This window comes from Acinetobacter sp. 70_2 (assembly GCF_056736115.1).
The window spans coordinates 1,572,361-1,596,687 of record NZ_JBWZIP010000015.1 but is presented as its reverse complement, the minus strand read 5'-3'; the positions used below and the strand labels follow the sequence as shown (position 1 = coordinate 1,596,687).

Annotated in this window: 20 protein-coding genes; 9 read left to right on the top strand and 11 right to left on the bottom strand. The window is 38.2% G+C overall.

The annotated features are described in order from the left end of the window. Positions 1 to 53 precede the first annotated feature (53 nt). On the top strand, positions 54 to 899 hold the full coding sequence (locus AC1PJ9_RS16600; RefSeq protein ID WP_000996082.1) for an IclR family transcriptional regulator: 846 nt from the start codon (positions 54 to 56) through the stop codon (positions 897 to 899). A gap of 65 nt (positions 900 to 964) precedes the next feature. Here the strand turns inward: AC1PJ9_RS16600 and AC1PJ9_RS16595 are convergent, their stop codons facing one another. Next, complete coding sequence (locus tag AC1PJ9_RS16595; RefSeq protein WP_311087850.1) at positions 965 to 1,774, bottom strand: enoyl-CoA hydratase; 810 nt, start codon at positions 1,772 to 1,774, stop codon at positions 965 to 967. Between the two features lie 227 nt (positions 1,775 to 2,001). Between AC1PJ9_RS16595 and AC1PJ9_RS16590 the strand changes: the two genes are divergently transcribed. Further along, positions 2,002 to 2,973, top strand: coding sequence for an NAD(P)H-dependent flavin oxidoreductase (locus AC1PJ9_RS16590; RefSeq protein WP_014206433.1), 972 nt, complete (start codon positions 2,002 to 2,004; stop codon positions 2,971 to 2,973). Between the two features lie 207 nt (positions 2,974 to 3,180). On the opposite strand, the gene AC1PJ9_RS16585 is transcribed toward AC1PJ9_RS16590, so the two are convergent. The 9 genes from AC1PJ9_RS16585 to AC1PJ9_RS16545 form a co-directional block, all read right to left on the bottom strand. Next, on the bottom strand, positions 3,181 to 4,266 hold the full coding sequence (locus AC1PJ9_RS16585; protein WP_001241325.1) for an SGNH/GDSL hydrolase family protein: 1,086 nt from the start codon (positions 4,264 to 4,266) through the stop codon (positions 3,181 to 3,183). Continuing rightward, positions 4,253 to 6,085, bottom strand: a complete 1,833-nt coding sequence (locus AC1PJ9_RS16580; RefSeq protein WP_000120407.1) for a carbamoyltransferase family protein — start codon at positions 6,083 to 6,085, stop codon at positions 4,253 to 4,255. Before AC1PJ9_RS16580 ends, AC1PJ9_RS16585 begins: the two co-directional genes overlap by 14 nt. Continuing rightward, entirely contained in the window at positions 6,082 to 6,702 is a 621-nt protein-coding gene (locus AC1PJ9_RS16575) for a LysE family translocator (RefSeq protein ID WP_001108708.1), read from the bottom strand. The genes AC1PJ9_RS16580 and AC1PJ9_RS16575 overlap by 4 nt, the downstream gene beginning before the upstream one ends. After that, a complete protein-coding gene (locus tag AC1PJ9_RS16570; protein ID WP_311087849.1) occupies positions 6,702 to 8,915 on the bottom strand; it encodes an iron-containing redox enzyme family protein in 2,214 nt (737 codons plus the stop codon). Before AC1PJ9_RS16570 ends, AC1PJ9_RS16575 begins: the two co-directional genes overlap by 1 nt. A gap of 688 nt (positions 8,916 to 9,603) precedes the next feature. Next, entirely contained in the window at positions 9,604 to 10,446 is an 843-nt protein-coding gene (locus tag AC1PJ9_RS16565) for an IclR family transcriptional regulator (protein ID WP_057074762.1), read from the bottom strand. Between the two features lie 109 nt (positions 10,447 to 10,555). Then, complete coding sequence (locus tag AC1PJ9_RS16560) at positions 10,556 to 11,761, bottom strand: 3-oxoadipyl-CoA thiolase (RefSeq protein ID WP_311087848.1); 1,206 nt, start codon at positions 11,759 to 11,761, stop codon at positions 10,556 to 10,558. A 14-nt stretch (positions 11,762 to 11,775) separates the two neighbouring features. Then, positions 11,776 to 13,299: a 3-hydroxyacyl-CoA dehydrogenase gene (locus tag AC1PJ9_RS16555; protein WP_311087847.1), complete on the bottom strand. Its 1,524-nt coding sequence runs from the start codon at positions 13,297 to 13,299 to the stop codon at positions 11,776 to 11,778. 61 nt (positions 13,300 to 13,360) lie between these two features. Beyond that, positions 13,361 to 14,122 (bottom strand): SDR family oxidoreductase, encoded by a 762-nt coding sequence (locus AC1PJ9_RS16550; RefSeq protein ID WP_311087846.1) that lies wholly within the window; start codon positions 14,120 to 14,122, stop codon positions 13,361 to 13,363. Positions 14,123 to 14,151: 29 nt separating this feature from the next. Continuing rightward, positions 14,152 to 14,940 (bottom strand): enoyl-CoA hydratase, encoded by a 789-nt coding sequence (locus tag AC1PJ9_RS16545; protein ID WP_311087845.1) that lies wholly within the window; start codon positions 14,938 to 14,940, stop codon positions 14,152 to 14,154. A gap of 311 nt (positions 14,941 to 15,251) precedes the next feature. On the opposite strand from AC1PJ9_RS16545, the gene AC1PJ9_RS16540 reads away from it, so the two are divergent. The 6 genes from AC1PJ9_RS16540 to AC1PJ9_RS16515 are packed head-to-tail and all read left to right on the top strand — an operon-like array spanning position 15,252 to position 21,707. Continuing rightward, entirely contained in the window at positions 15,252 to 16,406 is a 1,155-nt protein-coding gene (locus AC1PJ9_RS16540) for an acyl-CoA dehydrogenase family protein (RefSeq protein WP_005304187.1), read from the top strand. 57 nt (positions 16,407 to 16,463) lie between these two features. After that, the gene (locus AC1PJ9_RS16535; protein ID WP_238515792.1) at positions 16,464 to 17,747 is read left to right on the top strand and encodes an MFS transporter; all 1,284 of its coding nucleotides are present in this window, start codon (positions 16,464 to 16,466) and stop codon (positions 17,745 to 17,747) included. 47 nt (positions 17,748 to 17,794) lie between these two features. Further along, entirely contained in the window at positions 17,795 to 18,463 is a 669-nt protein-coding gene (locus tag AC1PJ9_RS16530) for a 3-oxoacid CoA-transferase subunit A (RefSeq protein WP_000608703.1), read from the top strand. Beyond that, positions 18,463 to 19,116, top strand: a complete 654-nt coding sequence (locus AC1PJ9_RS16525) for a 3-oxoacid CoA-transferase subunit B (RefSeq protein WP_311087844.1) — start codon at positions 18,463 to 18,465, stop codon at positions 19,114 to 19,116. The genes AC1PJ9_RS16530 and AC1PJ9_RS16525 overlap by 1 nt, the downstream gene beginning before the upstream one ends. Before the next feature lie 38 nt (positions 19,117 to 19,154). Then, the gene (gene dcaP / locus AC1PJ9_RS16520) at positions 19,155 to 20,471 is read left to right on the top strand and encodes an outer membrane trimeric porin-like protein DcaP (RefSeq protein ID WP_311087843.1); all 1,317 of its coding nucleotides are present in this window, start codon (positions 19,155 to 19,157) and stop codon (positions 20,469 to 20,471) included. Between the two features lie 18 nt (positions 20,472 to 20,489). Beyond that, entirely contained in the window at positions 20,490 to 21,707 is a 1,218-nt protein-coding gene (locus AC1PJ9_RS16515) for an MFS transporter (RefSeq protein ID WP_311087842.1), read from the top strand. Positions 21,708 to 21,727: 20 nt separating this feature from the next. Here AC1PJ9_RS16515 and AC1PJ9_RS16510 read toward each other — a convergent pair whose 3' ends face one another. Further along, complete coding sequence (locus tag AC1PJ9_RS16510; protein ID WP_311088072.1) at positions 21,728 to 22,177, bottom strand: PaaI family thioesterase; 450 nt, start codon at positions 22,175 to 22,177, stop codon at positions 21,728 to 21,730. Between the two features lie 305 nt (positions 22,178 to 22,482). On the opposite strand from AC1PJ9_RS16510, the gene AC1PJ9_RS16505 reads away from it, so the two are divergent. Beyond that, positions 22,483 to 24,285, top strand: coding sequence for an acyl-CoA dehydrogenase C-terminal domain-containing protein (locus AC1PJ9_RS16505; protein WP_311087841.1), 1,803 nt, complete (start codon positions 22,483 to 22,485; stop codon positions 24,283 to 24,285). The last annotated feature ends 42 nt before the right edge of the window (positions 24,286 to 24,327 follow it).

Below are 24,327 nucleotides of genomic sequence, written 5' to 3'. Positions count from 1 at the left end.
AAAAATAGATTATAATTTTCGCAGTGCGAAACAAAATATGGATTGGTATGACAATGAACGATGCAGTTGATGCAGAACAGACGGAAAAATTATTAGCGCCTTTAAGGCATGAATTATTACATCCGATTGAAGATATGCAAGATGAAAATGATCGCCAATTTATTACTGCATTAGCACGTGGTTTAGAGCTATTACGTTGTTTTACACCGAAGCATCAGCATTTGGGTAACCAAGAGCTTGCTCAAATGACAGGTTTGCCAAAACCAACCATTACTCGCCTTACACATACCTTGTCGCGTTTGGGTTATATCAAACAAGTGCCTAACTCAAGCAAATTCCAGCTTTCAGTAGGGGTTCTTGCATTTGGTTATTCGATGCTGTCTAACGTATCGATTCGTTCTATTGCTCATCCATATATGAAAAATTTGGCAGACTATGCTGGCGCTGCTGTTGCCATGGCAACACGCGATCGATTGAACATGATTTACCTTGATGTGGTGCAAGGCAAAGGCAATATGACCATGCGCCGTCAAGTTGGAACCTATTTACCGATTCATTTAAGTTCTATGGGGCGTGCATGTTTAGCTGCAATGCCTGAAGACGAAAGAGAATTTTTACTTGATGCCATCCGTAGCAAACACAAAGAAGACTGGATCAAAATTAACCGTGATCTAGACAAAGCTTTTAAAGACTACCAAGATTTTGGATACTGTTTTTCAATCGGCGAATGGCATAAAGATGTAAATTCGGTTGCAGTCCCACTGATTCATGAACAACATGGTTTGCTGGTGTTCAATTGTGGTGGCCCAAGCTTCATTATGAACCGTGAAAAACTCGAAGAAGATATTGCACCGCGTCTTTTACACATGGTGAATAATATTCGTACCGAGATTAGCTAAACCTATTTGATTTATTTATAAAAGCCAGCTTTGATCTTCAATGCTGGCTTTTTAATGGGTGAGCTTTAGGATGTTTGGTTGTGAAAGTTCGGTTTTCTTTTTTCTTTGAAAGCACTTAATGCTTCTTTAAACTCGGAACCCTGTAAACAACGCGAGAAAATAGTCGACTCATGATCAATACGATTAAGTAGATCATCGATTGGCATATCTCTTAGTAACTTTTTACTCAGTTGTAAGGCTTGGCTTGGTTTGTGAGCAAGTTTAATAGCCACATCTTCAACCGCTTGATCCAGTTCAGTTGCCTCAAATATTTCATTTACCAGACCATAATTTTTTGCTTGGTCTGCCGAAAACTTTTCACCCAATAAAATAATTTCAGAAGCGCGAGCAAAGCCCAATAGTCTTGGCAGGATGTAACTTGAACCCGCTTCAGGTACAAGTCCCAAATTCACAAAGGGAAATTGGAAAATAGAGTTTTGGCTTGCATATACAAGGTCACAATGTAGAAGCATAGTACTGCCAATACCAATTGCCACACCATTTACTTTAGCGATAATCGGTTTTGGAAACGTTGCTAAGCTTTTTAAGAAAACAATCGAAGCGGGTGGTTCTGAACTTGATGCGTCGCGTTTTTCAAATGCATTGACATCATTACCACTCGTAAATGCGGAGTCTTCACCAGTCAGCACAACGACATGAATGTCTTGATTAGTTGCAGCCTCATCTAATGCCTGACTTAGGGCCGCATACATTTCGTAATTAATTGCATTCTTTTTAGTGGGATTACTCATGGTGAGCGTTAGTATATTTCTATCAAAAGATTCATGAATTGTGCCTGTTTTAAGCTCGCTTTGAGTTTTATTGTCCTGTTGCATTATTCATTCCTTTAATAACTTTCTGTCTAAAAATTAAACTCATTAAATAATGCTATCGAAAAATAATTCCGTTATCAATTATTTTGTTTTATATTGTGGTATAAAATTTTGTATTGTGAAATTTTAACTTAATTTGCTTTAAATGTAGACAGGATTTATGAGTAAATAAGCATCTAGCTCTGCTATGGAAATGAGAAGCTAGTTATAGAACAGTGAGTGGAAATAATATGAAGACCAAAATTACAGAACTATTTGAAATCGAGCATCCAATTATTCAAGGTGGTATGCATTATGTTGGTTTTGCAGAGCTGGCTGCTGCGGTTTCTAACGCGGGTGGGTTAGGCATTATTACTGGCTTAACTCAGCGTACACCTGAAAATCTGGCAAAAGAAATTGCACGTTGCCGAGAAATGACCGATAAGCCTTTTGGGGTAAATTTAACCTTTTTGCCTACGGTGAATACTCCTGATTATCCGGGTTTCGTAGAGGCAATCATTAAAGGTGGCGTAAAGGTTGTAGAAACAGCGGGGCGTAATCCTGAACAAGTCATGCCGTATTTAAAGGCTGCTGGTATTAAAGTAATTCACAAATGTACTTCGGTTCGACATAGCTTAAAAGCTCAGCAAATTGGGTGCGATGCGGTTTCTGTAGATGGTTTCGAGTGCGGTGGGCATCCTGGTGAGGATGACGTGCCCAATATGATTTTATTGCCTTTAGCTGCTGATGCATTAGAAATTCCGTTTGTTGCCTCAGGTGGAATGGCAGATGGACGCTCACTCGCTGCTGCTTTAGCGATGGGAGCAGATGGAATTAATATGGGAACCCGTTTTATTGCGACTCAGGAAGCACCCGTACATGCAAATGTGAAACAGGCGATTTTGAATGCAACCGAAAGAGATACGCGTTTAATTATGCGTGCTTTGCGTAATACAGAACGTGTCATGAATAATGCGGCCGTAGAAAAAATCGTGGCAAAAGAAAAAGCACTCGGCGATAACATTAAATTTGAAGATATTATTGAAGAAGTTGCTGGGGTTTATCCAAAAGTCATGATTGATGGTGATGTCAATGCAGGTGCATGGTCATGTGGTTTAGTCGCAAGTTTGATTCATGATATTCCGACATGCGATGAACTGGTTAACAGAATTGTCAAAGAAGCAGAAGATATTATTCGTGGACGCTTATTAGGGCTTTTATAGGATTTTTATTTATTTTACATATGATTGTTAAAATGCCCATCTTATAAATTAAATGGGCATTATTTTACGAATTCTATTAAAGAATTTTTTCATTTTATAGAATTTATTTTAACGTAATGGATAGATAGAACCTCCTTTTTTCTTTTTCTTGCGTTTAAATAGACTCAAAATATTTTTGATGATTCTCATCTTTAACTCCTTTGTAAGTCATTTATATATTTTTGTTGAAATAATTTGTGCTAATTGGTCATTACCGAGGTCATTAAAATGTACTCGGTCAACAAAAATTGTGTCTTTAAATGCTGGAGAATCTTTTAAAAGTTCATTCATGTCAAAACAAGGGATGCCATTAGCTCTATTTTGGATATGATTAAAGAATGGGATATGAACTTCTTTCCCTAATACTCCACTGAATAATCGATAGAAATTATTTGGACAACTTTCTATAGCATGGAATACAGCATCTTCTTCTTGGGTAAGAAACTCTCTACACCAATGTGATAAGGGCTGGAGAATAAATGTTAGAGATGCTCCATGAGCAGCTAATAATAGTTTCCATTGTTGTAGGGCAACTGTTATTGCATCTGCCGCGCGGATTAATCTTTCATCTAATGAAATGCCTGCGTCTGTGATAATCTCATCCGCTGGATTATTTCTTGAAAATACTTTTTTGAAACGTTGAAAAAATGAATCTCTATTTGCTGTATCAAAAGAATCTTTTTTACGTTTCATATCCTCATTAAATTTGTTCATATAATGTTGGAATTCAAAAGAATAATAATAACGTCCGTATTCACTTGCAAATTCATCTGGGATACCTTCTAGAGCTAGTGTATTCATACCACTGAAGACTACGACATGACCAATCTCTCCAACTCGCTCTTGATTCATTAAGTATAAGAGTAGTTCTTGGGTTGCATTGTAGCCGCGTCCTGCAAAAGTTAACCATCGTTCGCCAGTAATTTCACTTAAACGTGAGGCAACGGTATTTTCATCACAAGTAGCGCCAACTCCTAAAGCGGTAGACCCACCGACTAATAAATTTACTCGGCCATTTGAGGGACGCTCACCAACAGAAAAACGCTTTCCATTTAGAAGGCTATAGCGAAATCCTAATGAATCAGTATTAACTGTCTCAGAACGAAAATTTTTTTCATGGAAATACATTGTATAAGGTACCCATCTGGCTCCTACGTGCATAAAATTATCATAATCACGAATTTGTGGAGTCCAACGATAGACTTCTTGAATGGCTTGCTTGTGGTCAAGTATAGGTTTATTAGTCAAGCGCATATTCTTTTCTCCAATCGGTTTTTTCTTGCCATTCAGGTTGTTCAGATTTTATTAAAAGAAAGTCGCCAATAACCAAGCCATCCATTTCTGTTCTCATAAAGCAACGATATGCATCCGTTGGGCTTTCGACAATAGGCTCCCCGCGGACATTAAAAGAAGTATTGATTAATATTGGGCAACCTGTAATCGTAGAAAACTTACTTATCAATTTTTTAAAGCGCATATTATGTTTTCCATCTACTGTTTGAATTCTTGCTGAAAAATCAACATGAGTTACAGCAGGGATCTCAGAACGGGTGAGTTTTAATTTTTCTATACCTGAGTAATTATGTTCATTGTTAACTGTCTTACGCCTATTAGCATGTATTGGAGCAACTATTAACATATAAGGTGAAGAACTATTGAGATCAAACCATTGGGCTGCATCCTCTGCTAGTACAGCAGGAGCAAATGGACGGAATGATTCACGATTCTTAATTTTTAAGTTCATAACACTTTGCATTGTTTCAGATTGAGGATTTCCTAATATTGAACGTCCTCCTAATGCACGAGGACCAAACTCCATTCTCCCTTGAAACCAACCAATTACTTTATTATTTGCCAATAGTTCTGCCGTTTTTTGTAGTAATGTATTCTCTTCAAAATATTGATAGTTGGCGCCCCATTGATTTAGGGCTTCTTGAATCTCAGAATTTTTATATGCATTACCAAGATAGGCGCCCTGCATTTGGTCACTGAACTCATCAACTTTCCTAGTTCCTTGCATTTGCTTGTAGTAGCATAGATATGCTGCTCCAAGTGATCCACCCGAGTCTCCAGATGCAGGTTGAACAAAAATATTCTTAAATAAACCAGAACGTAGCAACTTGCCATTCGCTACACAGTTAAGCGCAACACCGCCAGCCAGACAAAGATTTTCAGCTTGAGTAAGAGACTTAATTTTCTTTGCCAGCATCAACATAATTTCTTCAGTAACAACTTGTATTGACGCAGCGAGATCCATCTCCTTATTTGTAATAATACTTTCAGGCTCTCGGGCAGCTCCTCCAAACAATACTTCGAATTTATCGGTGATCATCCGATTCCCGACTTCATAGTCAAAATACTCACGATTTAGGTAAAAACTGCCATCCTGATTGATTGTTATTAGATTTTTTAAAATAATATCGACATAGCGTGGGGTGCCATAAGGGGCGAGTCCCATCAATTTATATTCACCTGAATCTACTTTGAAACCGCAGTAATAGGTAAACGCAGAATATAGTAGTCCTAAAGAATGTGGGAAACGAATATCAAATAAAGAGCGTAACTCTGTACCACAACCATGCCAAGCTGTAGTTGTTGACCATTCTCCAACCCCATCGACACACAGCACAGCAGCATTAGTATAAGGGGAGGGATAAAATGCCGATGCAGCATGACTCTGATGGTGTTGACATATATAGAACGGAGGTAAAACTTGTTCTTGAAAAATGTCTGTAAGTTCTTTTTTTATAAGAGAAATAATATTTTTTCTAGCAACAAAACGCTTATATTGTTTTGCAAAATTTAATGCACCTTTTGGAAAGTTCTTTTTATAAGTCGTGTATATACGTTCAAATTTAATTTCTGGATCTTCATAATAGGCAATATAAGAAATATCTTTAAGAGTAATTCCAGCTTGCTTAAAACAAGCAAGTAATGCTTGACGGGGAAAGCGATTGTCTTGCTTAATGCGAGAAAAACGTTCTTCTTGTAATGCACATATAATCTCGCCATTTTTAAGTAAGGTAATAGCGCTATCATGATAAAAAGCGGAAATGCCTAGAATGTAACTCATAATCCTTCCCGTGTGATAGTTAAAATGCCAATAGATAAGAATAGAAGGGGCGGAATATAATCAAACCAAGATGCTCTTTGTATAATCGATTTTAATTTGCGAGCCATCACACCAACGGTCATATTTACACAGATACCTCCGAAGTTGAAAATTAGTCCATATAAGAGAAAATATAGCCAAGCAGGTTGAGAACTTGCAGGTATAAATTGTGGTAATAAGCTCACAAAGAATAGACCAATCTTAGGATTAGATAGATTAATCAACATTCCTTTGCTAAATGAATAACGGTCTGCTTCCGTAGAGTTCTGTGAAAGAACATTGGAGCTTTCTACTGATTTACGTTTGGGCCAAGATATATAAGCTAAGTACAGTAGATATAAAGCGCCAATGAATTGAATAATTTTGTATAGCAACGGAATTTGTTGAAAGATAAACATTAATCCAAATGCTGATAACAAAACATAGAAGAATACGCCAAATTCAACTCCTGCCGCTGCTTTTAACCCAGCTTTTACTCCATATTTTAATGATTGATTCATTACATAAAACATAGCAGGGCCGGGCGCTAAATTAATTACTAATGCTGTGAGAACAAAAGATAAAAAATTATAATTCATTACTTAACCTTTTCATTAAGTGCTTTTCCATTAAATGCTTTTTTGAAAGTACGATGTAGAAGATGGTTCATACCGCTTCGGAACCAATTTTCTTTCGGTGGATGATTAAGCGAACGATAACCTGTCCATATACGTTCCCAGTGTTGTTCTCTCGCTTGTTCACCACCTTGTTGAAAAATATTGTCGAGGTGATGCTTAATAGCATCTATAGCCCAAGCTGAATGTCCTGTGGCTACATTATCGATAGTATTGTGAAGACTGGTGAAAAGTGAGCTAAAACCGTAATAACTTAAAATGTCTCCAGATCGACGATATTCTCCACCTACACCAGAAAGCTCCATTGCCAGATTCAATCCAAGAGTCTCAGGTAAAAAGGAATGTGGAAATAAAGATATGGCTAGCCAGAAAGTTGGAACTTTGAAATCGTCTTCATCAAATAAGATAGAAGTGGCAAATTTTTTATCAGTAAATTTCCCAATATCTATTCCCATACTTTCTAATAGTTGTTTATAGATATTTCCATGGTGGAGATTTATATCTCCACCTCCGAGTTCATCAAGAAGTGTCCGATATTGTAATCCTCCAATATATGTACTGACCCTTGCAGGAGTTGAGGCATTACGCAGCCATGCCCCATCAATTAGGGTTAATGGTGCTAAGGCTATAGCATCATTAATAATATCCTCTCGGCTTTCTTTTGGTATTCCTTCTAAGGGAATATAACTATTCACTTGATGTAGATGTTGAACATCTAGCCATTTATCTAGTCGTTCATGACTATATGGATAAAATGGTAGTCCTTCTTGTTTTAAAGCTTGTTTATGTGCTGCAAGCCAATTTTGAGCAAAATTTTTTGCTGTAGGTAATATATCGGGATAACATCCAGCATGTAAAAATAGTGGATACAATTCTTGGAGAGTAAAATTACTGTATTTATCTAAAGCTTTAAGATTAGCTTGAGCTATTATTTTTTCATCCAAATCTTTAATAGGTACTGAATTAATCTTTTTATTACTATTACTAACAAGAAAATTAGTTTGTGTAATATCTTGACTAGCTAAATCTTTAATCCATGTTTCTACTATCTCAATATCTTGTTCTGAAAATACACCAAACATTGCACCTTTAGGATTTTTGATAAGTTTTATAAAAGTACTTTTATCAGGTTGTCCAGGTGATATATATCTGGAAGAAGCTAAAGCATTAAGAAGATGGTTTGGAGAAAAATTATCTGAAATAAGCCAATCGTCAATTGGTTTATCAGATATCTTGCCACGCTTATGGTATCCATGACCATATTTTCCTAGCTTCTGTATTAAAGATAACATAGCTGTATTATTGCTAAATTTTTTAGAATCTACTAAATCTGAAAATAGAGAATCTTCAAATTTTCTAATAATATTAATGGTTGTATTGTATCCATTATTAATCTTATCTAATGTGTTATTATATTTAATATATTGATTAATTGCTAAAATGGAAATTTTAGTAAAATTTCTATGTTTTAAATTGCTAAAAATACTTTTTTCATATTGGTTAATTAAGCTTAATTTATCTAAATATTGGGCCATTGCTAAATTAACGCCTAAAGACTCTGGATATAATTTTTCAGGAAATTGAGCAATACTGAGTAGGAATACTGGTAGATTAAATGCATACTCCTGAATGTTAAGATTTTGTGTAAAAGTATTATTAAATACATCAGGGAAAATTAAGTCTACCGTACTGGCATCTAACTCAAATTGATGAGACAAACTATGAGAAATATTTCCACTCCCAACCATATCTGCATGAATTTTAAGCAATACACCACCTTCTTCTTTCCATGCATAATTGATGGAGGAGATACCTGTAAGCCAACTACCAATTGTCTTAAATAAAGGGCTAAATTGAGTATAAAAAAATTGATAATAAGCTTTATTTTTTAATAAATTTATATATTCACTTGGTTTTCTTAGTAAATCTTTATTATTAGTAAACTGATTTTCAGAAATAGCACATAATAGATTGTTATGCGTAGTTCTAATCTCTTTTGAAAATAAAAAATCTAGATTTTTCCAAATAATTTCTAGATATGGATAAACTTCCTCAAGATGAACTAACTTAGTGAACCATTGACGATCCTTAAGATGTATATCTTTTAATATAGTATTCGGAATAGGAAGAAATGTAGGTTCTGTATTATTAATTTTTTCCTGATAAAGTTTAACCATTATAGATACTCAATGTAGTAGCTTTATTTGTTAAGAATCCCCATGTTTTAAACCAATACATGAAGAAATGATTATTAAAAGTTTCGCTTTGTAATGTAAAAGGATTTATTCTGCCTCCTTAGGGAATGAATTTTTTAGTAATGATATAGGTTAATTTTTGATTACTGAAAATACTGTGTTTTTTTTAATTTTTCAAGTTTTTTATATAAAATATTTATATTTTATATAAAATTAAAATATTGAAATTAATTTTTAATTTATATTAAATATTAAGTTGAATTTAAATATATTTTTCATTGTGTGATTTTTTTAAATTTTATTAATTATACCTTGTGGGTAGATTGTTTTTAATAATAAAAGCTCTAATATATTAATTTTCTTTATAGGGGTTATTAATAAAATTAAACAATTAAGTAGTATTTTGTGCTGTTGTATTTTTGAAAAAACTTAAAAAATTTTTCTATAGGGGGTAAATTGTTTAAATAAGATTTTATTAATTCTTATAATTACTCAATCTGCTTTACTTTTGGAAAGAGCGTAGTTTTATTTGGTTTTATAAAAAACCCAACTAAAATTAATAAATTGAGTTGGGTTATGCTTCATCATATAACTATAACTTTAGATAGCTAATAGAAAGTAAACTATAGAAGTTTATACAATAAAGACGATAAAATAAATTTATACATCATTAATGTGTTTCATTCAAAGCATCTTGAATATTGTGCACCATGTGGATTAAACGTGGTCCAATTTCACTTTCAAGTTTTTCCGGATTTAAATGAAAACTTGGCGCACCACAGTTAAAAACATAAAGACCGTGTTTAGAACTAACCAAAGGTACAGCCACCGAGTTCACTTCTTTATGCCACTCACCTAACGACAAACAATATCCATAATCTTGATAATCACGGAAAGCTCGTTCTAAAGAGCGTTTTATGGCTGGCCAGTTTTCGGGGTTCTTTTGTTTTAGTGCATCAAGTAGAAAGTTGCGTTCACGTTCAGGGGTCGCAGCTAAGCATGCTCGGCCCATTGAACTGCTATGCAGTGGTAAAGTTGAACCAATTGGACGGCGCATGTTTAATGCAGTTTCAATTTGCACAACATCGATATACACCATATTTAAGCGATCACGCGTTGCCATCGCTACAGGCGCTTGAACATACTGGCTCATCTCTTCCATATATTGATGAGCAATATTACGAATCGAGATGTTAGATAATGCTGCATATCCTAAAGATAAAACGCCAATATCTAATGTATATTTGGTCGAGTTAGGTAATTGTTTTAAATAACCTAATGACACAAGGGTATTGGTAATACGTGCAATGGTCGGTTTAGGTAAACCTGTCATTTTTGCTAATTCTTGGTTACCAAGTACCTGATTATTTGCAGAAAAGCATCTTAAAAGTTCTAAACCGCGTGCTAAAGAAGCAATAAATTGCGGGTTGTTTTCCCGATGTATATGCGAAATAGGATCTAAACGTATCTCATCAAAATTTATTGGTTTTTCAGTTTCCGTGTTTTGAGACATTCGATCCTCAAATATAATTAAAGCAATAGTTTTGCCATTATATTTCGCTCTGCAAAATAAATCCATTCATCACTGCGCTGTTGTGATGAATGGATATCTGGTTCAATGCTTATGAAACGTTTTCAATCACCATTGCAAGACCTTGACCTACACCAATACATAGGCTCACCACGGCATATTTCTTCTTACGGCGAATTAACTCGCGCGCTACTGTTAACGCAAGACGGGCGCCAGAGGCACCAAGTGGATGACCAACTGCAATTGCGCCACCGTTCGGGTTCACACGTGGATCATTAAAATCAACATTTAAGCCTTTTAAACAAGATAAAACCTGTGAAGCAAAGGCTTCATTAATTTCAATAATATCCATATCATCTAAAGTAAGGCCAGCACGTGCAACCGCTTTTTTAATGGCTTCGATCGGACCTGCACCCATAATGCGTGGCTCGATACCAGCTGCTGCAGCGGATAAGATTTTTGCCATTGGTTTTAAGCCATATTTTTGACCTGCTGCTTCTGAACCAATCAAAAGTGCTGCTGCACCATCATTAATACCTGAGGCATTACCAGCTGTAACCACGCCGCCTTCAAATAGAGGTTTTAACTTTGTGAGTGCTTCAACAGTTGAGCTTGGGCGAGGGTGTTCATCTTCTGAAACGAGTTTAGGCGGTAATTTTTTGCCTTGGAAAACCTCAATTGGTGTAATTTCATCGGCAAAGAAACCTTCTTCTTTAGCTTTTTGATATTTGGCTTGTGATTGGGCTGCAAATAAGTCTGCTTGTTCACGGCTAATCCCAAACTCGACTGCAACGTTATCGCCTGTTTCAGGCATTGAATGTCCGCCGTACTGAGCAATAATTTTTTTATTTGGAAAACGAGAGCCAATTGTGGTGTCATAAATTTTTGCATCACGGCTATAAGCACTTTCTGCTTTACCCATCACAAAGGGTGCGCGTGACATACTTTCTACACCTCCTGCAATATACAGTTCGCCTTCACCACAAGTAATAGCACGTGCTGAGTCAATGACAGCACCTAGACCACTAGCACATAGGCGGTTTACTGTTTGGCCCGGTACAGTGACTGGTAAACCCGCAAGTAATAGTGCATTACGTGCCACATTACGGCTATCTTCACCCGCTTGGTTGGTGTCGCCTAAAATCACATCTTCAATATCAGCACCCGGAACACCAGTTTTTTCTAATAGTTTTTGAATGACAGTTGCGGCTAAATCATCAGGGCGAATTGAGGCAAGTTCACCTGCATGGCGGCCAAATGGGCTACGCAAACCATCATAGATATATGCATTTAACATTGAGAAATTCCTTTTCAAGACTCGTGAGTAAAAGTAAGAGGTAAATGAAGTGCGACACGACGCTGTAACCACGGGCTAGGGCGGTAACGTGGGTCATGCGTAAGTGCTGTTATACGGTTCAGAATGAGTAAGATTTTTTGGCTGCCGACTTGATCACCCCATTCAATTGGGCCAAATGGATAGCCTAAGCCAAGACGTACCGCCGCATTAATATCATCTACCGTGGCAACATTTTGCTGGGCAATATCACAGCCTAAATTAATGACCATTGCTAAAACGCGCTGCGCAACAAAGCCAATACTTTCAGCAATCATGCTGACCACATTTCCATCTAGATTGAAAATAGAGTGAGCGGCTTGTCGGTATTCAGATTTAGTAATGAGTGATGGCATTAAGGTTCGATGCTTTGCAATACCATAAAGCATGTCTATCGCAACAGCTTGTTCTGGATTAACCCCAAGGCGAGTAGCCGCTTGAGTTGTATCTTCACCATAACAAGCGAGTAAACATAAGCTATCTGTTTGTGGTTCCGGATTGGTGTCTAAAGCAATATTTTGCTGAGTTAAATAATCTTCAAGCAGTTTTTTATCATCTAAGAAATCTGCCGCAATCCAAACTTTTGGATATTGTGCTAAACGCTCTACAAACTGAGCAGGTTGTTCACCTGTTTTTGAACCAGTTTCATAGTTATAAAAACCTTGATTAACCTTACGTCCAAGTTGCTTGGCATCTAGCATTTGCTTGGTCAGCGGGTTCGGTTTGTAGCGAGCTTCTTCATAGTACTGGTGATAAATCGACTCCATCACTGGATGAGAAACATCAAGACCAGTTAAATCGAGTAATTCAAAAGGACCCATTCTAAAACCAACGCCGTCACGTAAAATTCGATCAATTTCACTAATGTCACAAACGTTTTCATTTAAAATTTTGAGTGCTTCAGTGCCATAAGCCCGACCCGCGTGATTAATAATAAATCCAGGGGTGTCCTTCGCTACAACAGGGCGATGACCAAATGCGCTAGACAGATCATTTAAGGCATCAATAATAAGTGGGTCAGTTTTTAAACCACGAATGACTTCGACTACTTTCATGAGTGGAACTGGGTTAAAAAAGTGATAACCCACAACACGCTCAGGCTTTTTGCAATTTGCCGCAATGGCTGTAATAGAAAGAGAAGAGGTGTTCGAGGCTAAAATGGCATTTTCTGAAACGACGTCTTCAAGCTGCTGCATCAAGCTTTGTTTGATATCGAGACGTTCAACAATTGCTTCTACAATGAGATCACAATTTTTTAAATCTTCAATTTGATGAGCAACAATTAAATGGCTATTTGCCAGAGCTGCTTGCTCCGACGTAATCTTATTTTTGTCGACTAACTTTTGAAATGTGGCAGCTAGTTTTTCTTTGGCCTGTTCTGCTGCACCCGCTTTGGCATCATATAAATAAGTGGTATGACCTGACTGCGCAGCAATTTGAGCAATACCGCTGCCCATAATACCGACACCAATCACAGCCATGCTTTTAATATCATAAGTCATGTCGATCATCCTGATGATTAATCTATATTTGAAATTAAACGGAAAAATAGGGTTTGGTGATTTAGCTTAAGCATTGTTTATCACCATCAATCGGTAAGATTTGACCTGAAATTGAGCGACCACTGTCTGATGCTAAAAACAGGCATAAATCTGCAATATGCTTTGGATTGACAAAATATTTGAGCGACTGATTTTTCAGTGCATTTTGAGTCACTTCTTCAAGTGAGGTATGCGCTACATCGGCACGGGCCTGTAATACGCGTTGAACCCGATCACCATCGACTGCACCAGGAAGAATAGCGTTAACTCGAATATTGTCTGCACCAAGTTCCATAGAAAGCGTTTTGGTAAAACCGATCAGTCCCCATTTTGAGGTGGAATAGGCCAATCGATATGGATAGCCTAAGCGTCCGGCAATAGACGACATATTAATGATTACGCCTGACTGTGCTTGCTTTAAATAGGGAATGGCTAACTGGGTAATTAAAAAAGTGCTATTCAGGTTTAAATTAATCACCGTGTTCCAATCTTCAAAACTTAACTCATCTGCGGCAACGGTCGGACCTGAAATGCCTGTGTTATTGACTAAAATATCAATACTGCCAAGTTTCTGAACTGCATGACTAAACATGAGTTTAATTTGCTCATGATCAGCCAAATCACAGGTATATATATGTAGCTTTGGATAATCTTGTTGAAATTGTTCTAGGCTTTTAGCATTAATATCGCAAACAAAAACTTCATCCTGATTGTTTAAAAATACCTCGGCAATGCATCGTCCAATTCCTGAACCACCTGCACTAATTAATACTTTTCTGGCCATTTTCATTCCTTTGTTATTATCTTTTTAAATTATTTACCTTGATAAGATGGTTTACGTTTTTCGATAAAAGCTTGAACGCCTTCATTTTTATCTTCGGTCGAAAACAGTAACTGGAATGCTTTTCGTTCTAGGGTTAAGCCTGCAGTTAATGGAACATCTTCGCTCATTAGGGCAACTTCTTTAATTTGTTGCAGGGCAATAGGTGGCATTTTTGCTAGACTTTGCGCCATTTGAATCGCAGTTGGAATCGTCTGGTCGTCTTCTGTGACTTGTGAAACAAGACCAATGATATAAGCTTCTTCGGCTTTCACCATGGCACCCGTCATAATCATGCGCATGGCATGAAATTTACCAACCGCACGGAATAAACGTTGTGTACCGCCAGCACCCGGCATTAAACCAACTTTAATTTCCGGCTGGCCAAAGGTTGCGCCTTTACCTGCAATAATAATGTCAGCGTGCATTGCAAGTTCACAGCCACCACCTAATGCATAACCATTTACAGCAGCAATCACAGGTTTAGGGCACTGAGCAATCGCATTCCAATAACGTTCGGTATGACGCAATAGCATATCTGTTGAAGTTGCGGTTGCCATTTCTTTTAGATCTGCACCTGCGGCAAAGACTTCTTCACCGCCTGTGAGCACAACTGCATTGATCTCATCGTTAAAACTTAACTCGGTAAAAGCTTGTGCTAGTTGTTTGCGAACTTCACCGTTTAAAGCATTTTTTGCTTCTGAGCGGTTAATTTTAACAACCGCTATTTTTTGAATAGAAAAGTCGACTTCTACGAAATTATTCCCTGTTGACGCACTCATTTTTGAATTCCTTGTTTCGCATATCAAAACTATATTCCTTTTATGATGCTTATTTTGGAATTTATTTCAAGTCTTATTTCTTTTAAGAGCGTTGTTGTTATCTTTTAAAATAGATAAGTTATTGATATTACGTATTGGTCTAATTTTAAATTTCGTTTAACGAAATTAATTTTCAAAAAAGCTTGAAATTTGTATTTTTGTTCTCGTACTATGAAACACATCCGCAGTAAACAAGATTTAAAACATGGTATCCAGATTAGCTGGAGATGGCTGGTGGGTACGATGGAAATACATAAAAAGGGAGATCACAGATGATCCGTGATGAAGGGATGTTGGAGCAGTTACTTTCAACAATTCGAGATTTTGTAAAAAATGAATTGATCCCTCGTGAAAACGAAGTGGTAGAGAAAGACAAAATTCCGGATGACATTGTGCAGCAAATGCGTGAGCTTGGTTTGTTCGGTCTTACAATTCCCGAAGAATATGGTGGCTTAGGCATCACTATGGAAGAGGAAGTCAGAGTTGCATTTGAACTTGGACAAACTTCACCGGCTTTTCGTTCTTTAATTGGCACCAATAACGGGATTGGCTCAAGTGCAATTTTGATTGATGGTACAGAAGAGCAAAAGCAGAAATATTTACCACGTTACGCAAGTGGCGAAATTATTGGTTCATTTTGTTTAACCGAGCCTGAATCTGGTTCTGATGCTGCCTCTTTAAAAACCAGTGCAGTAAAAGATGGTGACTTTTATGTGTTAAACGGCACCAAACGTTTTATTACCAATGCACCCCATGCGGCAACTTTTACCGTAATGGCTCGAACGAATCCTGAAATTAAAGGGTCGGGTGGCATTTCAGCTTTTTTAGTCGAAGCGAATACACCTGGCATTACGTTGGGCAAAATTGACCAAAAAATGGGGCAAAAAGGCTCGCACACTTGTGATGTGATTTTTGAAAATTGCCGTGTGCCTGCTTCTGCATTGATTGGTGGCGTAGAAGGTGTTGGTTTTAAAACGGCCATGAAAGTGCTGGATAAAGGGCGTTTGCACATTGGTGCCTATAGCGTGGGTGTTGCCGAACGTATGTTAAACGACGCATTGCACTATGCGATTGAGCGTAAGCAGTTTGGTCAACCTATTGCAAACTTCCAGCTTATTCAAGCCATGCTTGCCGACTCAAAAGCCGAGATTTATGCCGCTAAATGTATGGTGCTAGATGCAGCTCGCCGCCGTGACAATGGCGAAAACATTAGCACAGAAGCATCATGCGCAAAAATGTTTGCAACCGAAATGTGCGGACGCGTTGCTGACCGCTGTGTACAGATTCATGGTGGTGCAGGCTATATCAGTGAATATGCCATTGAGCGTTTTTATCGTGATGTGCGTTTGTTCCGTTTATATGAAGGAACCACGCAAGTTCAACAAATTATTATTGCCAAAAACATGATTAGGGAAGCTACTACCTAATAAAAAACAAATGCCATGAGGCATTGGATGCCTCATGTTCCTTCTGAGGATATGGACATGACAACAGAAACAGTTGCACAAAATACGGCTAGCAGTGAAGCTATCCAGACACCAAAAAAGATTTGGATTACCGCATTTATATTCGCTTTTTTAACATTGTTGTGTGATGGGGCAGACTTGGGTTTTTTGGCATTGAGCCTAACCAGTCTTAAAACAGAATTTCATTTAACGGGTGTACAAGCTGGAACGCTAGGCAGTTTGACACTTTTTGGTTCCGCTGTGGGTGGTTTGATTGGTGGCTGGGCATGTGACCGTTTTGGGCGGGTTCGCATTATTGTGTTCTTTATTGCTTATTCTTCAGTTTTAACCAGTGCGCTGGGTTTTACTGATTCTTATATGCAATTTGCAGTTTTAAGAACATTTGGAGCGATGGGCTTAGGCGCACTTTATATTGCTTGTAATATCTTAATGTCTGAGATGGTGCCAACCAAACATCGCTCGACTGTTTTAGCTACTCTCATGACGGGGTACACCTTAGGTTCTTTACTCGCGACTTTATTAGCTGGACATATTATTCCTGAACATGGCTGGCGTTTCCTTTACTGGATTGCAATTGCGCCTGTGGTGTTGTCAGTTTTGATGCACTTTTGCGTACCTGAACCTGAGTCTTGGAAAAAAGCGCGTCAATTAAAAGCGCTAGAAGTCGCTCAAAGCAACCAACCTAAAAAACGCCAAAATCCATATCTTGAGATTTTAAGAGATAAAAAACATGGCACCATGTTTGTGCTTTGGATTATTAGTACGGGTGCATTGCAGTTTGGTTATTACGGCGTAAGTAACTGGTTACCGGCTTATTTAGAGTCTGATCTAGGCATCAAGTTTAAAGAAATGGCCATGTATATGGTCGGTACTTTCCTGATTATGATGTTTGCCAAAGTGATTGCAGGGATCGTTGCCGACAAATTAGGGCGCCGCGCTGTATTCGCTTTCGGAACCATTGGCACAGCCTTATTTATTCCGGTCATTGTTTATTTAAATACACCAACCAACATTTTATGGATGATGCTGTTCTTCGGTTTCCTTTACGGTATTCCATACGCAATTAATGCCACCTATATGACAGAAAGTTTCCCGACTTCTATTCGAGGCTCGGCAGTGGGTGGTGCTTATAATATTGGCAAAGTACTTTCTATTTTCTCTCCATTAACAATTGGTTTTCTATCGCAAAACGGTTCTATTGGCTTAGGGCTCTTGGTGATGGCTGCGGCTTATTTTATCTGCGGTGTAATCCCATTGTTATTTATTAAAGACCGACTATTTAACCCGCAAAAGGCAGAGTGACAGATCAATCTGTCACCTTAAATTAAGGATGAAAAGGGACAAGTGAGATGATAAATAAAATCACCAGTGACATTGAACCGATTTTAAAAGCTATTCCTGATGGTGCAACCATCATGACAGGCGGGTTCGGTGTGACAGGGCAACCTGCTGAATTAATTGAAGCCTTAATCGATTTAGGGAAAAAAGAACTGACGATTGTAAATAACAATGCGGCTTCGGGTGATCGTGGTTTAACAAATCTGATTATTGCCGGTTGCGTTAAAAAAATGATTTGTTCATTTCCAAAATCTGCGGGATCAACCGTTTTTCAAGACTTATATAGAGCAGGAAAAATTGAGTTGGAACTGGTTCCGCAAGGTAATTTGGCATGTCGTATTCAGGCAGCTGGCGCAGGCTTAGGCGCTATTTTTACGCCGACTGGTTATGGCACCAAAGTTGCCGAGGGTAAAGAGACCCGAACCATCAACGGTAAGAACTATGTGCTTGAATATCCACTTGAAGCTGACTTTGCACTGATTTATGCCGATAAAGCTGATCGCTGGGGCAATTTAACTTACCGCAAAGCGGCCCGCAATTTCGGCCCAATTATGGCAAAAGCCGCCAAGACCACGATTGTTCAAGTGAATGATACCGTAGAGCTAGGAACGCTTGACCCAGAGTGCATTATTACACCGGGAATTTTTGTTCAGCACGTTGTAAAAGTAGGAGATATCTAATGTCAGTTCAAAAGCGTTCTCGTGAAGATATTGCCAAACTCATTGCCAATGATATTCCTGAAGGTTCTTATGTCAATTTAGGTATTGGCTTACCGACCAACGTTGCTAAATTTTTGCCAAAAGACAAAGAAATCTTTTTACATTCGGAAAATGGGGTTTTGGCTTTTGGGCCGCCGCCACAACCGGGTGAAGAAGATCAAGATTTGGTTAATGCTGGAAAAGAACTTGTCACTTTATTAGATGGTGGTTGTTTTATGCATCATGGTGACTCGTTTGACATTATGCGTGGCGGTCATCTGGACATTTGTGTAATTGGCGCATTCCAAGTTGCGGTAAATGGGGACTTGGCAAATTGGCATACAGGTAAAGCAGATGATGTACCCGCGGTCGGCGGTGCTATGGATTTGGCAGTCGGCGCGAAAACGATTTATGTCTATATGGAACATGTCACTAAAAAAGGTGAGTCCAAAATTGTAGAAGAACTGAGCTATCCAATGACGGGTGAGCAGTGTGTTAATCGTATTTATACCGATTTATGCATTATTGAACTCAAAGACCAAAAAGCTTATGTCACGGAAATAGTCGAAGGCTTAAGTTTCGAAGAATTACAGGCAGTCACAGACTGTGAACTAATCGATGCACGTGTAGCCTAAATTACACACGGAAAAAATGCTTCTTTAAGGATTAAAAGATGAAAAAATTAATTTTAGCTGCAGCTTGCGCTGCGGCTTCAGGGACTATTTTTGCAAATTCTTCAGATACGACAGAACAAAGAATTAATTTGCTAGAAACCGAGCTGCAAAAATTAAAAGCAGAACTTGCTGCTCAGAAACAAACTCAAAATAATTTACAGGTCAAACAGGTAAAAATTGAAGAGAACATTGAAAAAACTAAAGCAACGGTAACAGAAAAGCCTGTTGCTCCTTCATGGGTCACTTGGACAGATAATGTGAAGGTTTACGGTATTGCCCGTGTTGATGCAGCGGTTGATTTTAAATCATCACCTGACTCGGGCGGTAGAACAACCAGCAGTCTGTACCGAACACCTTTTGAAAGTGAAAAGCGTTCAAATCATGCGCGCTCTGATGCCATGATTAATGCCAGTCGACTCGGTGTTTATTTTAATAGCCCAAATAAAGCTTTGACGGGAAATATTGAAGCCGATTTCTTTGATAGCTCTAACATGGGAACGGGAGATGGTAAATTCCGTATCCGTCATGCATTTTTTACCTATAAAGATTGGACCTTTGGTCAAACATGGTCACTCATGTCTAACATGGAAACTCGTACAGAAGCTGTCGATTACACGCAATTTGTGGGAACCTCTTATACGCGTACTCCTCAAATTCGCTATGACTGGAAAATTGATGCCAATAATGATTTAAAAGTAGCCTTGGAATATACAGGTTCGAGAGTCTCGGCATTTCCAACTTTAACGGGGCGCTATAGCTTTAAACAAGGCCCTTTAACGGCACTTGTTCAAGGCTTTATTAATGAAAAGTCTACAGATGTCGCAACTGCCACGGTGAAGAAAGTAAGCTGGGGCGCTGGAGGCGGCTTAAAATATCAACTCACACCACAACAATCGGTACAAGCAAATTATCAATATATTGTTGGTGATCAAAAATTTATGCCGTACACCACCCAAAGTGGTTTGGCAAATTCAACAAATTTAAATGCCGCGGGTGATTTCTCTTTAAACGAAGAAAAAACAGATTTGGTTATGAATAAGTTGAATAGCATCAATATTGGTTATTCATATAAATTCAATGAGCAATGGCGTGCAAACTTATCGGCTTCAATGTTTGATTATGATGACGACACTGCTTATGCCAAACTCAACCCAGATGCCAACAAACGCTTAACGGACTACGCAGCTAACGTCTTTTATTCACCGATTGAGCAAATGGATATTGGGATGGAATATCACCAAGGCAAACGAGAAGTGTTTGACGGCAGAACCGCTGATGTATCACGTGTAAATTTTGTATCGATGTATAAATTTTAAAATAGGGCGTAATTAAAAATGGAAAAAATAGTTGAGCCCAATGCAGAAAATATACTGTCAAAAAGCTTTATTTTTATCATGGCAATGACATGTGGAATTTGTGCGGGTTCAAACTATTATAACCAGCCCTTAATCTATTCGATTGCTGAAGCATTAAAAGTTAATGCTGATCAAGTTGCTTTAACTATTGTGATTAGCCAACTGTCATATGCAGTTGGCCTTTTTATATTAGTTCCTTTAGGCGACTTCTTTGAAAAACGTAGTTATATTTGCTTGCTCATGTGTTGTACCGGCCTTGCTCAAGTAGGATTATCCTTAAGTCAAACCTTGCCAGCTTTATATGGCTTTACCTTTTTAGCCACATTCTTTTCGATTGCAACTCAAGTTTTAGTTCCTTTCGCCGCAGGTCTAGCTAGCCCGAAAAAAAGCCCTCAAGTTGTAGGCACTCTCATGAGTGGTTTGTTTTTGGGAATATTATTGGCGCGTTCTATTGCAGGATTACTTTCTACAGTTTGGTCTTGGCATGCGGTTTATTTAATTAGTGGAATTGTCATTTTGGTGTTTGCTTGGCTAATGTGGGTGAAGTTGCCAGTTGCGCGTAAGTCTCACCAACTCAATATTCTACAGATTTATGGTTCATTATTTTCATTAGCTGTTCACCAGCCGCATTTATTACGACGTGGTTTGGCAGGGGGAATTGGCTTTGGAATTTTGGCTCTTATTTTTACCACCATGACTTTTATTTTGGCGAATGAGCCTTATCACTTTAACGATTTCCAGATTGGTTTATTTGGGATTGTTGGACTGGCAGGTGTGTTTGCGACCCCTTGGGCAGGTAAGAAAATTGCGGCAGGGCTTGAGAATGAAATTGCAGTGATTTGCATGGGCCTATTAATAAGTGCATGGATACCGCTATTTTTTGCGCAGCAGTCTCTGGTTGCCTACGCTGTAGGGGTTGTTATGGCGTATTTTGGTTTATCGGCATTTCATGTACTCAACCAAAATCTGGTCTACCGAATTTCGGCCGAGGCTCGTTCTCGTATTAATTCAATTTATATGACCTTATATTTTGGAGGAGCCGCCTTGGGTTCTTTTATTGCGGTGTATGCATGGAAACACTGGGGATGGGAAGCATGTGCTGCTTTAGGTTTAGCGATGGCAATATTAAGTTTTATGATTGATCGCTTAGATTTTTATGAAATGGGCAAGATTGCAAAACAAGAAAAAGCTCCCTAAACAGGAGCTTCAATATTTTATTATTTGCGAATAATCATTAAGGTTGCCGAGGCAAAGGCATATATTTTGCCGTCCTCATCTACGATTTTTCCTTCGGTACTAATAATATTACGGCCCGCATTAATCAACTCGGCTGTCGCATAGTAAGACGTATCAACCTGCATAGGGCGGATCATTTTTACATTTAAATCAATGGTTCCATAGCCAACGCCATGTTCAAGTAACGTGTGGGCGGCACTGCCTGTTGCTGTATCTAAAGCTGTGGCGCAAAAGCCGCCGTGTACACCGCCTTGTATATTTCTATGTTCTTTGCGAGGGGTAACTTTATAAGTTGCTTTACCTTCGGATACTTCAATAAGTTCCATTGGTATGGTGTGAGCCATAGGTGATGGAGAAACTTCACCATTTTTTAAAGCGGTTAAAAACTCAAGACCTGTGTATTTCGGGCTTTCCATGAATCGTCCTTGGATAATTAAGCAATCTAATCACAATACTATAAATTGAATTTTTACGGAATAAAATTTTGCAATACAAAATTTAAAATTATTCTGATTAAGCAATGTTAATTGCTTTTAATACTATATTTTTATTTTAAAACATGAATTTATGTCTTATCTCGATTTGTGAGTTACGATAATTTTATTAAATTAGTGAAAATATATTTTGCTATAAGAAATTTTTTGATATTTTGGTGAGATTGAAACAATAAAAGTCTATTTTAAGGAAAAACGATATCTGCCCATGACACAGGCAGAGAGGTGAAAGGAAAAAAACTATGCCTTTATACAAAGCTCCATTACGCGATATGCAATTTGTGCTGCATGAAATGCTTCAAACAGAACAGAACTATCAAGGTTTAAGCAAATATCAGGAAAGCGTAAATCGAGAATTAATTGATCAATACTTAGAGGCGGCCGCAAGTTTTTGTGAAAATGAGTTGGCGCCCATAAATCAAAATGGCGATCAGGAAGGCTGTCATTTAAATCAAGGTGTAGTCACAACGCCGAAAGGTTTTAAAGAAGCCTACCAAAAATATGCTGAGCTTGGGTTTACCTCTTTAACTGCTGACCCAGAATATGGTGGGCAAGGCTTGCCGACCTTATTACGGATTGCCATTTCTGAAATGTTATGTGGTTCTAATTGGGCTTGGGCGATGTATCCAGGCTTGTCTCATGGGGCAATGAGAACCATTGAGCATCATGGGACCGAGCACCAAAAACAAAAGTTTTTGACTAAACTTATTAGTGGCGTCTGGACCGGAACGATGTGTTTAACCGAATCACATGCGGGCTCGGACCTTGGATTAATTAGAACGAAAGCGGAACCTAATCCGGACGGTAGTTACTCAATTACGGGTGAAAAGATTTTTATCTCGGCAGGTGAGCATGATCTTTCTGAAAATATTGTTCACATTGTTTTAGCCCGTTTGCCTCAGGCACCAGCAGGGACCAAAGGTATTTCTTTATTTATTGTGCCTAAATTTAATGTGAGTGACGACGGTCAGGTGCTGGACCGTAATAAAATCGTTTGTAGCGCGATTGAACATAAAATGGGGATTCATGGCAATGCCACGTGTGTACTGAATTTTGATGGCGCTCAAGGTTACCTGATTGGACCTGAAAATCGCGGGCTCAATTGTATGTTTACCTTTATGAATACTGCACGTATTGGAACCGCGGTACAAGGACTCGCTGCTTCTGAAATTTCATTTCAAGGCGCATTAAGTTATGCCAAAGAGCGTCTTGCTATGCGATCGTTATCAGGTCCTCAATATCCTGAGAAAAATGCCGACCCAATTATTGTGCATCCCGCTGTACGCTCGATGTTAATGACACAAAAAGCTTTTTCTGAAGGTGGTCGTGCATTGGCTTACTTTTTAGCTCAGCATGTCGATATTGTTGAAAGTTCAAACGATCAGGAACAGCAAAAACACTCTGATGAATTACTGGCTTTTTTAACGCCAATTGCCAAAGCTTTTTTAACAGAATCAGGCAATGAATCTGCAAAGCATGGTGTTCAAGTATTTGGCGGGCATGGCTTCATTGTTGAGCATGGTATGGAGCAAATTGTACGTGATGCGCGTATCTCAACATTGTATGAGGGAACAACTGAAATCCAGTCTTTAGATCTACTTGCACGTAAAGTCCTTAAGTCAGAAGGCAAACTTCTAAAAAATATGACGGACTTAATTGATCAATTTATTGGTCAACAGCAATCCAATGAAGTCTTGAAACCTTATTTACAAAAATTAGCTGAGCTTAAGCAACAATGGTTGTCACTGACCAAAACTATTGCAGAGAAAGCGAAGCACAACCGAGAAGAAATAGGGGCAGCTTCGGTGGATTATCTTTATTTTTCCAGTTACGTCGTGTTCGCTTATTTGTGGGCTCGAATGGCACAAGTTGCCCATGAAAAATTAGAGGCAGGTACACAAGAGGAAGCTTTTTATAAAGCAAAGTTAACAACAGCTAAGTTTTTCTACCAAAAACTTTTACATCGTACACAGAGCCATGCTGCTTCAATTGAGTCTGGCGCTGAATCGATCATGGAACTTGATCAAGATGCTTTTGCATTTTAATGAATCGTAATATCTAGAATCACTGGGTGAAATTGACATGCG

Excerpts from the sequence above, each read along its gene's own strand:
- AC1PJ9_RS16600 (WP_000996082.1), top strand. The coding sequence starts at position 54 with ATGAACGATGCAGTTGATGCAGAACAGACGGAAAAATTATTAGCGCCT.
- AC1PJ9_RS16575 (WP_001108708.1), bottom strand. The coding sequence starts at position 6,702 with ATGAATTATAATTTTTTATCTTTTGTTCTCACAGCATTAGTAATTAAT.
- dcaP (WP_311087843.1), top strand. The coding sequence starts at position 19,155 with ATGAAAAAATTAATTTTAGCTGCAGCTTGCGCTGCGGCTTCAGGGACT.
- AC1PJ9_RS16580 (WP_000120407.1), bottom strand. The coding sequence starts at position 6,085 with ATGAGTTACATTCTAGGCATTTCCGCTTTTTATCATGATAGCGCTATT.
- AC1PJ9_RS16590 (WP_014206433.1), top strand. The coding sequence starts at position 2,002 with ATGAAGACCAAAATTACAGAACTATTTGAAATCGAGCATCCAATTATT.
- AC1PJ9_RS16530 (WP_000608703.1), top strand. The coding sequence starts at position 17,795 with ATGATAAATAAAATCACCAGTGACATTGAACCGATTTTAAAAGCTATT.
- AC1PJ9_RS16585 (WP_001241325.1), bottom strand. The coding sequence starts at position 4,266 with ATGCGCTTGACTAATAAACCTATACTTGACCACAAGCAAGCCATTCAA.
- AC1PJ9_RS16515 (WP_311087842.1), top strand. The coding sequence starts at position 20,490 with ATGGAAAAAATAGTTGAGCCCAATGCAGAAAATATACTGTCAAAAAGC.
- AC1PJ9_RS16565 (WP_057074762.1), bottom strand. The coding sequence starts at position 10,446 with ATGTCTCAAAACACGGAAACTGAAAAACCAATAAATTTTGATGAGATA.
- AC1PJ9_RS16595 (WP_311087850.1), bottom strand. The coding sequence starts at position 1,774 with ATGCAACAGGACAATAAAACTCAAAGCGAGCTTAAAACAGGCACAATT.
- AC1PJ9_RS16570 (WP_311087849.1), bottom strand. The coding sequence starts at position 8,915 with ATGGTTAAACTTTATCAGGAAAAAATTAATAATACAGAACCTACATTT.
- AC1PJ9_RS16560 (WP_311087848.1), bottom strand. The coding sequence starts at position 11,761 with ATGTTAAATGCATATATCTATGATGGTTTGCGTAGCCCATTTGGCCGC.
- AC1PJ9_RS16550 (WP_311087846.1), bottom strand. The coding sequence starts at position 14,122 with ATGGCCAGAAAAGTATTAATTAGTGCAGGTGGTTCAGGAATTGGACGA.
- AC1PJ9_RS16505 (WP_311087841.1), top strand. The coding sequence starts at position 22,483 with ATGCCTTTATACAAAGCTCCATTACGCGATATGCAATTTGTGCTGCAT.
- AC1PJ9_RS16535 (WP_238515792.1), top strand. The coding sequence starts at position 16,464 with ATGACAACAGAAACAGTTGCACAAAATACGGCTAGCAGTGAAGCTATC.
- AC1PJ9_RS16545 (WP_311087845.1), bottom strand. The coding sequence starts at position 14,940 with ATGAGTGCGTCAACAGGGAATAATTTCGTAGAAGTCGACTTTTCTATT.
- AC1PJ9_RS16555 (WP_311087847.1), bottom strand. The coding sequence starts at position 13,299 with ATGACTTATGATATTAAAAGCATGGCTGTGATTGGTGTCGGTATTATG.
- AC1PJ9_RS16540 (WP_005304187.1), top strand. The coding sequence starts at position 15,252 with ATGATCCGTGATGAAGGGATGTTGGAGCAGTTACTTTCAACAATTCGA.
- AC1PJ9_RS16525 (WP_311087844.1), top strand. The coding sequence starts at position 18,463 with ATGTCAGTTCAAAAGCGTTCTCGTGAAGATATTGCCAAACTCATTGCC.